This window comes from Parabacteroides caecihominis (assembly GCF_023656785.1).
Lineage (GTDB): Bacteria > Bacteroidota > Bacteroidia > Bacteroidales > Tannerellaceae > Parabacteroides > Parabacteroides segnis.
Genome location: NZ_JAMOKS010000019.1, coordinates 60,034 through 74,406, shown reverse-complemented (window position 1 = coordinate 74,406; position 14,373 = coordinate 60,034). Strand labels below are relative to the sequence as shown.

Here is a 14,373-nt window from a genome sequence, read left to right as displayed (position 1 = left end):
GTTAGGAATGAAGATAACAAAATTAATGGCGCTTGTCCTGTTGGCGCTGCTTCCCTTTCTCGCGGAAGCTCAGAACACGGAACAAATAGATGCCCGCATCGATTCGCTTGCGGAAGAGACAGCAACGCTGGATAAAATAGTGCAGAAACTAAGTAAATTTAAAGTTTCTGCCTATATCCAGGGTCAATTTCAGTACGGACAGGAGGATGCAACCCTGAAAGTCGGCGATAAGAACGAACATGAGGATAAAGGTTTTAACCGTATCGGTATCCGCCGCGGACGACTGAAGTTTGAATATAACGACGGCATCGGAACCGGAGCGGTACAGATTGAGGCCAACGACAAAGGCGTCAGCTTCCGTGACCTTTATATCGGTATCAAAGACCCCTGGACGAAACGCAGCCAGTTGATGGCCGGTGTCTTCAACCGTCCTTTCGGACATGAGATAGGTTACTCTACCAGTGGCCTGGAATCGCCTGAACGTGCAACGATTATCCAGTATTTTTTCCCGGACGAACGTGACCTGGGTGCTATGCTGACGTTGCGGACCAAAAAAGAAAGTCCTCTCGCTTTCCTCCGTCTGGATGCCGGTCTGTTTGCCGGAAACAGTATCAACCGCGAAACCGATAACCGCAAAGACTTTATCGGCCGTCTGGGTGCTGACAAGGAAATCGGCAACTGGGGTAAATGGGGAGCAGGTATTTCTTATTACAATGGCGGCGTCTACAACCCGACTACAACTGCCTATGAGATGGATGGCAAGCGTTTTATCGAAGTTGATAAAGGTGAAACCGGAACGTATATGAAACGTGAATATATCGGTATGGATGCCCAGTTCAGTTTCTTGAGTTCATGGGGAACAACCTCTTTACGTGCCGAAGGTCTTTTAGGCACACAGCCGGGAATTGCCTCCAGCAGCAAAAGTCCGAATACCGGAACACGTCCGGAGAATCTTCCCGAAAATGCCTTGTTTAAACGTCCTTTTATCGGTTATTTCTTCTACCTGGTACAGGACATCGGGACTTCCCCATTCTCTGCCGTACTTAAATATGATGTATACGACCCGAATACGAAACTGAAAGGAAACGAGATAGGTGCGGATAACTCATTTACTTCTAAAACAGATTTGGCCCAAAGCACATTCGGTATCGGCGGTTTATACCGTTTCAACAAACATATCCGTGTCCAGGCTTACTACGAATTCAACTTCAATGAAAAGAGCGACTTCGTAAAAGGATATGAGAAAGACCGTAAGGATAATGTGCTGACGGTTCGTTTACAATACAAATTCTGACAATAAACAGCCGACAGGCATTTTTTGAAAAGAGTGCATGCTTTTCCCGAAGAGCATGCACCCTTTTTTTGTATAGCATGTATCCTTTTTATTCATAGAAATGTAATATCTGTTTCATGTAGTTGAAATACTTGTGTTGTTCCTTTGCATCAGGAAATTAATTCAAATAAGAGTAATGAAAAAGACAATTCTTTTGGCAGCTATGGCAGCCTGTTTGTTTGCAACGAATGTATTTGCACAGAAAATTAAAGGAAGTGATACCTGTTTGCCGGTCAGCCAGACAGAAGCTGAAAACTTTATGAATAAGAATAAAGGAACCAAAGTGACTGTGACAGGCGGTGGTTCCGGTGTCGGCATCTCCGCCCTGATGGAAGGAACAACCGATATCGCCATGTCTTCCCGTAAAATGAAATTCGACGAGAAAGTCCGTTTGCAGGAAGCAAAGAAGAATGCAAAGGAAGTGGTTATTGCCTACGACGCTCTGGCTGTGGTGATTCACCCTTCCAATAAGGTGGATAACCTGACCCGCGAACAACTGGAAGGTATCTTCACCGGAAAAATCAAGAACTGGAAGGAAGTAGGCGGAGCCGATATGAAGATTGTAGCCTATTCGCGCGAGACTTCATCCGGTACATACGAGTTCTTCAAGGAAAGCGTATTGAAAAATAAGAACTATATGAACGGTATCCTGAGTATGCCTGCAACCGGAGCCATTATCCAGTCGGTCAGCCAGACAAAAGGCGCTATCGGTTACGTCGGCCTGGCCTATGTAAACAAAGATGTCAAGGCGCTGCATGTGTCTTATGATGCCGGCAAAAGTTTCGTTGAACCTTCATTTGCCAATGCGAAAAATAAGACTTATCCGATTGTCCGTCCTTTGTTCTATTACTATGAAGCAAAGAGTGAAGGTAGGGTAAAACCTTTCATCGACTATGTACTCTCTGCCGAAGGCCAGGAGACTGTTAAAAAAGTAGGATATATCCCCGTAAAATAAGATAATAACTCCCGTTTTTTCCCATGGACCGATAATGTTGCACAAAAGTATTACACCTGTGCAATATTGTTGGTCCTTTTTGCACATCATTTGGTTTATTGTGCTACCTTTGCCTCGCATTTATAAACTATATAAACATTTCATGAAGACATTAACAATCGGAGATTTGAAACCTCGCTTCCCAATCATCCAAGGTGGGATGGGCGTAGGCATTTCTCTATCCGGCTTAGCCTCAGCCGTAGCAAATGAAGGTGGGATTGGCGTTATCTCCGCCGCCGGTCTCGGACTTTTATATAAAAAGCTATCACCCAATTACACAGAAGCAGGCAATCTGGGCCTGGCCGAAGAAATCCGTAAAGCCCGTGAAAAGGCAAAAGGTATCATCGGTGTAAACGTAATGGTGGCTCTTTCCGATTTCGCAGAACTGGTGAAGACGAGTATCGCCGAGAAGGTAGATATCATCTTCAGCGGTGCCGGACTGCCGCTCGACCTGCCGTCGTTCCTCAAGAAAGACAGCGTGACGAAGCTGGTGCCCATCGTATCAAGCGCCCGTGCCGTACGTATCATCTGCGAGAAATGGAAGAACAACTACGACTATCTTCCCGATGCCGTTGTACTGGAAGGCCCTAAGGCCGGCGGTCACCTCGGTTATAAGGAAAACCAGTTGGAAGACGAACATTTCTCACTGGAAGAATTACTTCCGCAGGTTGTGCAGGAAGTATCTGTTTTCGAACAGAAATACAACAAGAGAATCCCGGTAATTGCAGCAGGAGGCATTTATACGGGTGAAGATATCAAACGCGTGATGGACCTTGGAGCGTCGGGCGTTCAATTAGGAACCCGTTTCGTCACTACTACCGAGTGCGACGCCAGCGATGCTTTCAAAGAAAGCTATATCAAGGCGGAAGAAAAGGACATCGAGATTATCAAGAGTCCTGTCGGAATGCCGGGGCGTGCCATCCATTGCAACTTCCTCGAGAAGGTGAAGGCCGGCATCAAGCAACCGAAAGCGTGCCCGTTCAACTGCATCAAGACGTGTGATATTTCGAAGAGTCCATACTGCATCGTTACGGCGCTGTATAATGCTTTCAAAGGAAACTTTGAAAACGGATATGCCTTTGCCGGAAGCAATGCCTGGAGGACCAGCCGTATCATGTCGGTGAAGGAGACAATCAACGAACTCATTAGTGAGTGGAAAGCAAAAGAATAAATTTTGTCTACTTATATGAATACAAAAAGCCCCGGTAAGCATGATGCCTATCGGGGCTTTCTTTGTTATCTTTGATGTTTATTGTTCATCCAGCCATTTGCTCAGTTCATCCCGGTTCTGGGCGGCAGCCTTAACGCCTGCGTTGGCAGCTTTGCCGAAATAGTCGAGCGCCTGCTGATACTCTTTCTTCTTGGCGTAAGCTACACCGAGGTTGTTCCATGCTTCCGGTGTATTGATTTTTTGCAGACGGGCAATACCTGCATCGTCAGCTCCACGTTCTATCTCGAGGGCGGCTGTGTTCTGTTGTGCCACCGGGTCGGTCGGGTAGAGGCGTACGGCAATGTCGAATACTTCCTTGAATTCAGGGCTGTCTTTCGGATAGGTGTTGGCTACCACGAACATCTCGTTCAGGCTCAGGTACTGCGGTTTCGTTTTGATCACCTGTTTGGCTTCGTTCACATCGAACGGACGGGCGATGTAAGCCAGCGTATAGTCTATACGGCGCAGGGCAGGATAATAATCATCCAGTAACATACGGTAAGTCTTGCCGCCGTTCAGCGCTTTCAGTTGCGCTTTGCGTTTATTGATATCGGACACTTCCAATACTTTAAGGATTTCATCGCGGTTGGACAGGTTGGATGCCTTGACTGCGTTGCGTAAGCCTATCCAGTCTTCACCTTCCCAGTTCACCTTCATCAGGGAGGCCGGCATGTCTTCCTTATCCTTCATATAAGCGGCGAATGCTTTGGCGCGGCTTTCCGACAGTTTCATATTATAATCGTAGCCCCCTTCCGGTGAAGCATATCCGGTGATATTGAATTCCGTAAACTTCAGGTTCTTGTCGTTGCGTACTTCGCTAACGATCTTGCTTACCTCTTTCAGTTCGGCGGCATTGTTTTTGAAGTCATGCAGCAGGACAGACTTACCCACTTCGAAGTTGAGGTAGGCCGAGTGCGTTTCGCTACGTTGTTTTACCGGCTCTGCGGGAGGTGTCACATAACTCAGCTCGTAGGTCGGTGCGACAACCGGCGGCAGGATACGGGATGACAGCGGAGTGATATTGCTTGCTACGTCGCATGAAGCGCATCCGGTCGTATTGGCCTGCATGACCAGTGAGGCGTTACGCATCCAGCTTTCGTACGGTACGGTCAGCGTCATCGGGATAGATTCCGCCTCGTTCTTTTTGTGGCGGAAGATGACTGTCGGAGTCTGTTCGAACGGTTCTGCGCCGAAGCCCATCTCACGGTCGAGTGCTTTCATACGTTTCTTTCCGGTAATCACGAACGGGTCGAATTTGATAGTGTGCGCCTTGTCCGCCGATTGGAGTACCGGGGTTATGATGACCATGTTCTGCGATTTCAGTTGCATGTTGTTGAGGTTGGCTGTTGTAGACAGGCTCACCTGGCTTCCCTCTTTTTTTACTTGCAGGTCGCTGTATGCTATGCCGTCGGGACTGACAACCTGCGCCTGTATGCTCCCATAGGCGGAGCATAATAAAACGGTTGCTATATAGAATAACTTCTTCATTTTGTTTGTTCGTTTTTAGTGGATAAAATAGATAAATGAGATGGAGGCTTTTGTTACACCCCAATAGTTGTGGTTGCCGGTGCGTAGTTTGGGCATGTCTTTGCCTTTGGCGTATTCGTCGTAGTGCATACGGGCATAACCGGCACCTATCTCGCCTTCAATACCCCAGCGTTTGCTCAGAATCCATTGATGTCCGATACTGATACCGCCGCCATACATATAACCGTCGTAGCGATGGTCGCGCAGTTTTTTGAACATGTCGAACGGCAGCTTGAAGCCGGCCACGTCGTACTGTCCGCCCAAGGCGTGTACACCGATAAATGTACCGTTGAACTTCTCGCAGGTCCAGAAGCGCACGCCTGCATGGGCCAGCCAGTGTTTGGCTTGTTTGTCGTTATTGAACTCGAATGGGTTATAACCCGCAGAAAGGTCCATTGTAACCTTTTTCCCTAATCCCACTTCCAGACCGAGGTTTGGAGTGGCAGTGGCATCATAGACGATATTATTTTTTAATGCGACATGCTGTGCACTAGCATAGAGGGAAAATAATAACGTTGCCCCTATTAAAAAGAATTTCTTCATGTGATATTCAATATTAGTTATACTCTTCCTTCTTAACAGGGCGGTTCCGGTGATTGTTTGGTTTGTTTGATAAAAAGGGTGAAAGGTTATGATTAATTATAAGAAAAACGATGGTTTTTGTATTTGTTATGTTAATACGGTATGAACCGGATTATTCCCGTGGCTTTTGAATATCGCTCAGCTCTACCAGCTTATTGACAATGGCATATACAGTCAATGCGCTTGCACTATGTACCTGCAATTTGCGGGCGATATTTCTCCGGTGTGTAATGACTGTATGGGTGGAAAGGAAGAGACGGTCGGCTATTTCGCGGTTGGTCATTCCTTTGACGACACAGACAACGATTTCCTTTTCGCGGGTACTCAATGTTTGTTGTTCATCGCCATCCCCTTCGCCGTCTTTGCCTTTGGCATGCAGACGCTCCAGTTTGAGCTTCATTTCGTCTGCACTGTCGAATATGCTGATTTGGTCGTCATAATACCGGATAACGGCATGTTCGGCTACGGAATAGAGCAGGGCCAGGCATTTCATATCCGGGCAGCCTGTCATCTCCTTCAGATGAGGGATAGTGAAGTAACCCGGGATGGAAGGGTTGATGATGAGGACGTCCGGCTGGTGTGCCCGGAGGTCCTCCGTAAGCGATTCGATCGTCGCTATTTCTGATACCTGGATACGCAGGCCGGGGAGACGTTTCAACATGGTCTCCAGCCCGTAGCGGACAATGGCGGAAGGCTCAGCAATAACGATTTTCAGATTGGTGCTCATGGGGCATCATTTTATTGTTTTTTCTAAAGCAAGTATAGCAGGCATGAAAAGGTAGTCTTCCACATGGTTGTGGGAGGCAAGGTCCTGTTCCGTTGCGAAGATGTCGAACAGCACGCTGTTCAGCAGGTTGCTTCCGGGGCCCGGATAATATTTGATGAGGATATTCTTCAGTTCGATAATCTTCATCTCTATCTGGTCGTGCCGTTTGCGGAAGATTGAAATATTGTATTTCGGGTCTTTCTTCCCTTCCAGCAAGCCGCGGACATACGGGAAAACGACTTTTTCTTCGTATGACATGTGTTTATTGACTTCCTCGGCATATTCATCGAAGAAGCGCTGGATGACGAATGCTACGTCCTGCGGGCATTCTGCGATGGCTTCCAGAAGTTTTCTTCTCAGATGCGGCAGACGGAAATTCAGGAAATAATCGTGTGCGTTATGCAGATAGGTAATTAATGCTTCAATGGAGAGGCAATTGCTTACGTTGGTGACGGGAGCGGAAATCTCTTCCGTCAGGAAATTGACGACTGTCAGGAAAGTACAGGCGTCTACTCCGTTCTGGCGGCATACTTCTCCGATATTCTTTTCTCCGAATCCCAAGGCAATACCAAAGCGGCTCATCACAAGAACCATCGGATAGTTCTCGCAGATAAGGTCGCTCATTTTGTCGGTTTCCCGGTATTTCCCATTTTTATACATAGGCTGTTTCTTTCTTGTTTTGGTGTTATTAATTCACCAAAGGTACTCCTTTTTCTCTGAATGACTTTGAACGTTATTAATCTTTCACGTTTGTTGAGGACGTTTGCTTTCCATAAGGAACCGTTGTAGCAATTATAACTGATTACAGCGGCGGATACTCCGGTTCGTCTACGGCAACGACGGCCAGGCATTCGATTTCGACCAACCAGCCGGAACGGCATACCGGGGCACGGACAATCAGGTAAGGCATATTGGGATGATTCGCTTTCATGTATTGTTCAATGCGGGCGAAATCACCGGTGTCACGGATATAGACGATAGCTTGCATGATGTCGTTCAGGTCGGCTCCGGCTTCATTCAGCAAGGCGGTGATGTTTTCAATCATACGTTCCGATTGCTTGATGACATCTCCCGGATGTACGATCTCACCATACCGGTCGATGCTGGCGGTACCTGAAACGAATACATGGCGGCGGTCGCCATATGTGATGGCTGTTCCCCTTTCAAAAGTCACGCCATATTCATACGTCCGGCTCAGGTGGTCGGGGGCATAGAGATATTGAATCTGTTCCTGTCCGATACCCGATACGGCATACGTGTCCATTGTCACGAAAACATTGGTATCCTGATAGCGTCCCTCAATGCCGGTACTGGCAATAAAATGAGTGTTTTCCGTCAGGTTCTGTGTTGCAAATACATCTTTGCGGGCTTTGACGACTCCCGGATAATTCACGTCTACGTTCTGAACAAATATCCAGGTGCGGATACAGTTGTTTGCCAACGTGCAGTTGGCGGCCGTCAGCTGCATGATATAATCGCGGAAGATGAGTCGTGTCTGATACTCCGAATTGGCAGCACGGTTGCACAGGTTAGCCCCGAATAGTTGGCGGTAGTTGCCATGACGTGCTTCAAACAGGTTACTGGGAAGAACCTGCGTCTGTACTCCGGTCTGAAGCCATGCCCAAAGAGCTATTTTAGTACCGTTCATCGGTGCCTGTTGTACGATGGACAAAGCGCAATACGGGTTACTGCGGTCCTGTTCCATCAGCGATGCTGTCTGGTTGGTGACATCGCTCAGGAAGTAGCGGCGGAATACGGCTGTCGGGTTTCCGGGAAGTTCTTCTACACATTGCGTATAGGCTTGCAGAAGATTCTGTAGTTGGGTAGGGTAATCTTCCATGCAATCTGTTTGCTGGAAGAGAAGATGATATTCTGTAATACCCTTTTTAGTCTCGAATGAGGTGATTTGTACCTCTGTCTTATCGTATTGTTTGGAAATTAGATTCATGGTATCCTGATATGTTTTGTTTCTTTTCCCAAAGATACAGCATATCAGTATGAACCCAAATTTTGGAGTGTGAAAAGAAAACAAAAGCTGTAAGAAAAATATATCAGGCTTTTTTTATGTCGTTCAATTCAATCAGTTTATTTACAATTGCATATACGGTTAAACCGCTGGCACTATGTACTTGCAGTTTGCGGGCTATATTGCGGCGGTGTGTGATTACCGTATGGGTAGATAGATAGAGGCGGTCAGCTATTTCGCGATTAGTCATTCCTTTCACAACACATATAACAATCTCCTTTTCACGCGAACTGAGTGTCTGCTGTTCCTCTTCTCCCGTATCCGGGCAGGCTTCCTCTGCGTTTAGCCGTTCCAGTTTATGCTTTAACTCATCCGGGCTGTCGTAGATGTTAATCTGGTCATCGTACGACCGGAGCTGGGTATGGTCGGCAGCCATATACGTAAGGGCCAGGCATTTCATTTCGGGACATCCGCATTCCTCCTTTAAACGTTGTATGCCGGAATAACCGGGTAATGCCGGGTTAATCATCAAGACCTCCGGGCGATGCATGCGGAGACTTTCTATGAGACATTCGGCGGTCGCTATTTCTGTGAGCTGGATGTGAAGTCCGGGCAGTCGTTTCAGTAAAGTAACCAGTCCGCAACGGATAATGGCAGACGGTTCGGCAATAGCTATTTTGATGTTAGGACTCATAAAGCAGTAGTCATTTTATTGTTTTTTCAATTGCCAGTACGGCGGGGACGAAGAGGTAATCTTCTACCCGGTTATGAGAAGCCAAATCCTGTTCGGTGGCAAAGATGTCGAACAGGACACTGTTCAGCAGGTAATTGTCAGGCCCGGGATAGTATTTGAGCAGGATATTTTTAAGCTCTACGATTTTCATCTCTATCTGGTCGTGCCGTTTGCGAAAAATACTGATATTGTATTTGGAGTCCTTTACACCGTCCTGTAGATTGCGAACATAAGGAAAGACAATCTTTTCTTCGTACGACATGTGCTTATGTACTTCATAAACATAATCGTCGAAGAATTTGGTGATGGCGAAGGCAATATCACCCGGGCAGCCGGTAATCGCTTCCGTCAGTTTGCGGCGGATATGCGGGAGGCGGAAGTTCAGGAAATAATCGTGCGCATTGTGCAGATAGGTAATCAGTGAACCGACAGAGAGGCAGTTGTCGATGCCGTTTATCACAGTGGGAGTTTCTTCCGTCAGGAAATTGACAACGGTCAGGAAGGTACAGCTGTCCACTTCATTTTGCCGGCATACGTCGCCGATGTTTTTCTCTCCGAACCCCAAGTCGATGCCGAAGCGGCTCATTACGAGAACCATTGGGTAGTTCTCGCAAATCAGGTCGCTCATTTTATCTGTCTCTGTGTATTTTCCTTGTTTATACATAGTTGTTATTTTTAGGATGTTATGTTTATAGACAGGGGTATTGCGGAAGGTCGGCCGGTATAATAGCCACGCATTCCGTTTCAATCAGCCATCCCGGACGGCATACCGGTGCCAGTACGATAAGGTGCGGCAATTCCGGATAATGGGTACTGATATATTTCTGTACATTCTCATAGTCTGCCGGGTCGCGCAGGTAAACGATGGCCTGCATGATGTCGCCGATGGAAGCCCCGGCCTCTTCCAGTAGGGCGCTGATGTTTTCCATCATTCGACCGGTCTGTTTCAATATGTCGCCGGGATAGACAATCTCGCCTTTATTGTCGATACTGGCTGTACCGGACAGGAAAATATGCTTCCGGTCGCCGTAGGAGACGGCGGTACCCCGTTCAAAAGTCACCCCGTATTCATAGGTCGGGTTGAGATGGGTAGGGGCATACAGGAACTGTATCTGTTTCGGTTGCAGGCCGTCGACCGTGTAGGCATCCATTTGTACCAATACATCCGGATCGGCATGGCGTCCTTCTATACCGGTGCTGGATATATAATGTGTCTTTTCCGTCAGGTTCTGCGTGATGAAAACTTCCTTGCGGGCTTTTACTACGCCGGCATAATTGACGTCTACATTCTGTACGAAGAACCAGGTCCGGATACAATCAGCAGCCAGGGTACAATGTTGTTCGGTCAGTTGCATCACATAGTCGTTGAGCAGCAACCGGGTCTGGTATTCGGAAGTCGCTGCCTTATTGTGTGCACCTCCGTTCCATAGGTGGCGATACCCGTTGTGGGATGCTTCAAACATTCCTGAGTTGCAGGTTTCTGTCGCCATCCCGCTTTGCAGCCAGGCCCATAAGGCTATTTTGGTGCCGTTGAGGGGTGCTTGTTGCACGATGGATAAGGCGCAGAACGGGTTTTCACATTCCCGTTCCATCAATATATCCGCCTGGTTGGCCGCATCGCTCAGAAAGTAGCGACGGAAAACGGCTACGGCATTACCAGCCTCTTTTTTAGTTACTGCGCCGTATGCTCTTTGCAAAGAATCCAACTGTTCCCCGAAAGAAAGTGAAGGGTCGGTAACGGAAAACATAATATGATATTCCGTTACCCCTCCCTTGCCTTCAAAAGAACAAATTTGAGCGTATATGGTGTTTTGTTCGTATGTTTTTGTTGTGAATGTCATTGTCTGTTTTGTTATTCCTCATTAATTATTTGGAGCTCCTTCTTGTATCCATGTTTTTATAAGCGCAAGAATTTCTTGCTTACCTGTACTGTTGAACATATCTTTATGGATAGGATTTTCTTCCAGTATCTCGAGTATAAAACTATTATGAGGATCACCGGGCGTTACATAGTTCATTCCTTCTTCCGATACAGGAGCTTTAACGTTGACTAATGATTTATAAGCTATATTTTCCCTTAAATCGAGGTTTCCGGCTAATCCCGAACTACTTTCTCCGTGACAGGAAAGACAGTTTGTTTTAAAGACTTGAGACTGGATACGTTTGAAGCTTGCCAATTCTAACTCTCCAAAATTAATTTCAATATTCTCTCCGTTGTTTTCAACTGGCTGGTTACAGTATGAATAGATCACTTTCTTCCCATTGCTGATAATGGCAATATTTATGCTTTTTGTATCAGGACTCAGGTTGTTCAGTTTGACTGTCCGTTCTCTCCCGTCGATTGTCGGTTTGGAGATGCGTTTTGTCAATAAGGGTATTTGCGTGTTTGTTCCAAAGGCTGCAAGAGATAAGTAGTTCTCTTTCGGCCAGGCATCAATACCCTTGAAGGTTACTGTTACGGAAGCGGTTCGTCCCGAGTCGATCGTTTCGTCCGGATAAATAGTTCCTTCATCGCATCCGCAAAGCATTAGAAGAAAGGAGCAAACGAGTCCTGTATATTTATTCTTCATAATACATAAGTTTATTAGAACGTAAACTGTAACATTGCTGTTGCCGAATGGCGTGCGATACCGATACCGTCTTCGTCGCGGTCACCTTGGGTGGCGTGTCCGGTACGTCCCATATACTGGTACATGACCTGCAATTTCAGGTTATTGTTGAAAAAGTAATAGTTCATTCCTACTGCCGGCATATTTAACAAACCACCGTCATCTGTAGCATTGCGGTCGAATACGTCATATCTCAATGCCCCCTGTAGTTTTGGTGTAATAAAGTAACCGGCCTGTGCATAAGCTCCCCAGAAATTTTTATCAGGTTTCTGCATGATTTTAGTAAAATGCATATTCATGAAGTAACCTTCCGCAGCAAAATACCAGCGGTTTTTGATCCAGGTAAATTCCAGTCCTACACGGGCATCGCTGGCGGAAAGAAATTCGGCTTCAGCGTTGTAAGAGGCAGAAACTGCGATAGACATTTTATCATCATTCAGATTTTCCGGTGAACCTTGGGAGTTCGGCATCTCTCCTTTCGGCATAAAGGCAAGACGGCCGGAGTAGAGTAGGGATGGTAACCATTCGTGATCATCGCAATTCGTCTTTGTCGCTGTATTGACATCGATGCCGGTCCCGTTGAATATACCTACTTGATATTCCCATTTATTATTGACTAATCCGTGTACCATAACACCCAGGTCGAAACCAGTCGACATACTCGGTATCACGTAATTGAGGTCATAAGGAAGTAAGATGGATTGAGTGGCCGAATAAGGTAATACAGGAAACAACGTTTCTCCCAATGTGCTTAGATAAGCGTGCATAAATGGTGTTTTGAATTTACCGGCGCGGATACGGAAAGATTCTTTTATAGCAATGTCGAACCATGCCTGCTGCAATAGTGCACCACCACTTTTGGCCGGATTCAATGATAAGTTGAAAGTAACTTTGTTGAATGCCTTCCCTGTAAAACCGAGGATGGCATTAGGTATGGCAAAACCAGAGTTCGCCACATTTTTAGCATAATGGCTTTCCAATCCTTGGTCGTCATATCGGTTATAGGTTGCACTAGCCTGTACAAGGGCATAAGGTTTGAACAGGAAATCACCAGCTTTTGTGGAAAAAGAGAACCCTTTTTTACCAGCCAAAGAGACCACATCGTTTTCTACGTATTTGTCGTCAATTTCTTTTTTAGTAGTATCTTGTGCTTGTATCTGAATTGTTGCAGATAATAATGCTGCTGTCAACGCGATATATAATTTTTTCATTTCAATTTGTTTGACTTGTTTATAAACTTTGAAGAAATTTAATAAGAGCTTCACGGTCATCTTTACTCATACGGGCGAATAATGTGCGGGATGCGGCTCCTTCGCCGCCATGCCACATGATGGCTTCCGTCAGGTTGCGTGCCCGTCCGTCGTGCAGAAAATAGCTATGACCGTTGACCACTTCCTGTAATCCCAGTCCCCATAACGGTGTAGTACGCCATTCGTTGCCGTTTGCTATTCCGCTTGGATAATCGTCACCCAGTTCCACTCCCATATCGTGAAGCAAATAGTCCGAATAGGGGTGAATGATTTGATTGCCGAGTTGAGGAAGTTCTGTATTGTTGAGCAAGACGGTTCCTCGTGGCCGTGTCTTTAGGGTGGTTACATGGCAAAGGTGGCATTTAGCCTGATAGAATAGTTGCTCTCCTTTTTTTACAGTAGCGTCATTAATGTTGCGACGTGCCGGTACACCTAAAGTTTGCAAATATAAGTCTACATCTTCCATATCTTCAGTCGATACCTGTACTCCCGACATGGCAAATCCCATCATATTACTTTGTCCTTCGCCTACTTCATGCGGGAAACGGTCGTTTGTTACACCCAGGTCTGAAGAAAAACCGAGTTCAACAGTCAGATCCTGATGGTTCGCCTTGTTTCCGGAAAGACCGATCTGTTTTTTCCCTTTTTCCGTTACATAATTGAGTCGTCCGCTAATACCATATTCCGGATAATTACTTTTTGCTGCAATTTGTTTCAGTAAATCCAGATCGAGTGCCATCATTTGTCCCATTCCAACATGGCGTAGGGGTTGGCGGACAGATATGCGTATATCCGACATCGGGATACTGTCGGCGTACCATTCTGTGACCTGATAGTGAGGCGTCATCAATTCGTATTCTTCGCCATCAGGAAATTTGTATTTTTGTACGGATGTCGTTATTTTGAGGCGTCCTTCCGGCTTTGTACCATAAATGGCCTGGTCGTGTAAGACACGCCCGTAGTCGGGGAAGTAACCCCCACTTTTGCGGGAGATGTAAATTAGCATCGAAGAAAAACCGGCTCCTGACCCGCCATCTGCTATGGCAGGACGTGTTCTACCGGTACTTTTGTGGCAGCTTCCACAGGAATATCCGGCATATAGCGGACCTAAGCCACCTCCGGATACATTTTCTACGCCACGTGCGTCGTCATATAATCCGTCGCCGCTGTTAAAACGTTTTTCCAGTTCTCCTGTCACCCACTCTGCCTGAGAGTCATAGGCGTCCGGCGCATTGGAAAAAATAGTAGAGATACCGGCAGAGAGTTCTTCGGGGGATGCTACCTGGCCATTCGGCTTTTTGACTAGCCAGTTCTCGATATCTTCCGTTTCACAACTGCAAAGCAAACATCCGATAATAGAGAAATATATGAGTAATCTCTGTTTCATTTTATTGGTTATTGAT

14 protein-coding genes are annotated in these 14,373 nt (G+C 46.4%); 3 read left to right on the top strand and 11 right to left on the bottom strand.

What is annotated here, in order from left to right; all coding sequences use genetic code 11:
• Positions 1–7: 7 nt before the first annotated feature.
• The 3 genes from NBH14_RS16905 to NBH14_RS16895 all read left to right on the top strand — a co-directional run bounded on the left by NBH14_RS16905 (position 8) and on the right by NBH14_RS16895 (position 3,498).
• Positions 8–1,294 (top strand): putative porin, encoded by a 1,287-nt coding sequence (locus tag NBH14_RS16905; protein WP_186960234.1) that lies wholly within the window; start codon positions 8–10, stop codon positions 1,292–1,294.
• A 175-nt stretch (positions 1,295–1,469) separates the two neighbouring features.
• On the top strand, positions 1,470–2,288 hold the full coding sequence (locus NBH14_RS16900) for a phosphate ABC transporter substrate-binding protein (RefSeq protein WP_128133837.1): 819 nt from the start codon (positions 1,470–1,472) through the stop codon (positions 2,286–2,288).
• A gap of 142 nt (positions 2,289–2,430) precedes the next feature.
• On the top strand, positions 2,431–3,498 hold the full coding sequence (locus NBH14_RS16895; RefSeq protein ID WP_128133838.1) for an NAD(P)H-dependent flavin oxidoreductase: 1,068 nt from the start codon (positions 2,431–2,433) through the stop codon (positions 3,496–3,498).
• Positions 3,499–3,576: 78 nt separating this feature from the next.
• On the opposite strand, the gene NBH14_RS16890 is transcribed toward NBH14_RS16895, so the two are convergent.
• From NBH14_RS16890 to NBH14_RS16840, 11 genes are all read right to left on the bottom strand, one after another.
• Positions 3,577–5,025 carry a DUF3868 domain-containing protein gene (locus NBH14_RS16890; protein ID WP_186960233.1) on the bottom strand — a complete coding sequence of 483 codons (1,449 nt, stop codon included), beginning with the start codon at positions 5,023–5,025 and terminating at the stop codon, positions 3,577–3,579.
• Positions 5,026–5,040: 15 nt separating this feature from the next.
• A complete protein-coding gene (locus NBH14_RS16885; protein WP_186960232.1) occupies positions 5,041–5,607 on the bottom strand; it encodes a DUF3575 domain-containing protein in 567 nt (188 codons plus the stop codon).
• 151 nt (positions 5,608–5,758) lie between these two features.
• Positions 5,759–6,373, bottom strand: a complete 615-nt coding sequence (locus tag NBH14_RS16880) for a LuxR C-terminal-related transcriptional regulator (RefSeq protein ID WP_186960231.1) — start codon at positions 6,371–6,373, stop codon at positions 5,759–5,761.
• A gap of 6 nt (positions 6,374–6,379) precedes the next feature.
• Positions 6,380–7,072 carry a hemerythrin domain-containing protein gene (locus tag NBH14_RS16875; protein ID WP_186960230.1) on the bottom strand — a complete coding sequence of 231 codons (693 nt, stop codon included), beginning with the start codon at positions 7,070–7,072 and terminating at the stop codon, positions 6,380–6,382.
• A gap of 142 nt (positions 7,073–7,214) precedes the next feature.
• A complete protein-coding gene (locus NBH14_RS16870) occupies positions 7,215–8,360 on the bottom strand; it encodes a Rid family hydrolase (RefSeq protein ID WP_186960229.1) in 1,146 nt (381 codons plus the stop codon).
• Between the two features lie 103 nt (positions 8,361–8,463).
• Complete coding sequence (locus tag NBH14_RS16865) at positions 8,464–9,072, bottom strand: response regulator transcription factor (RefSeq protein ID WP_186960228.1); 609 nt, start codon at positions 9,070–9,072, stop codon at positions 8,464–8,466.
• Between the two features lie 10 nt (positions 9,073–9,082).
• Positions 9,083–9,775: a hemerythrin domain-containing protein gene (locus tag NBH14_RS16860; RefSeq protein ID WP_128133845.1), complete on the bottom strand. Its 693-nt coding sequence runs from the start codon at positions 9,773–9,775 to the stop codon at positions 9,083–9,085.
• A gap of 25 nt (positions 9,776–9,800) precedes the next feature.
• Complete coding sequence (locus NBH14_RS16855) at positions 9,801–10,952, bottom strand: Rid family hydrolase (protein WP_186960227.1); 1,152 nt, start codon at positions 10,950–10,952, stop codon at positions 9,801–9,803.
• A 21-nt stretch (positions 10,953–10,973) separates the two neighbouring features.
• The gene (locus tag NBH14_RS16850) at positions 10,974–11,681 is read right to left on the bottom strand and encodes a hypothetical protein (RefSeq protein ID WP_186960226.1); all 708 of its coding nucleotides are present in this window, start codon (positions 11,679–11,681) and stop codon (positions 10,974–10,976) included.
• Between the two features lie 14 nt (positions 11,682–11,695).
• Positions 11,696–12,931, bottom strand: coding sequence for a porin (locus NBH14_RS16845; RefSeq protein ID WP_186960225.1), 1,236 nt, complete (start codon positions 12,929–12,931; stop codon positions 11,696–11,698).
• A gap of 19 nt (positions 12,932–12,950) precedes the next feature.
• Positions 12,951–14,357 (bottom strand): di-heme oxidoredictase family protein, encoded by a 1,407-nt coding sequence (locus tag NBH14_RS16840; RefSeq protein ID WP_186960224.1) that lies wholly within the window; start codon positions 14,355–14,357, stop codon positions 12,951–12,953.
• Between the last annotated feature and the right edge of the window lie 16 nt (positions 14,358–14,373).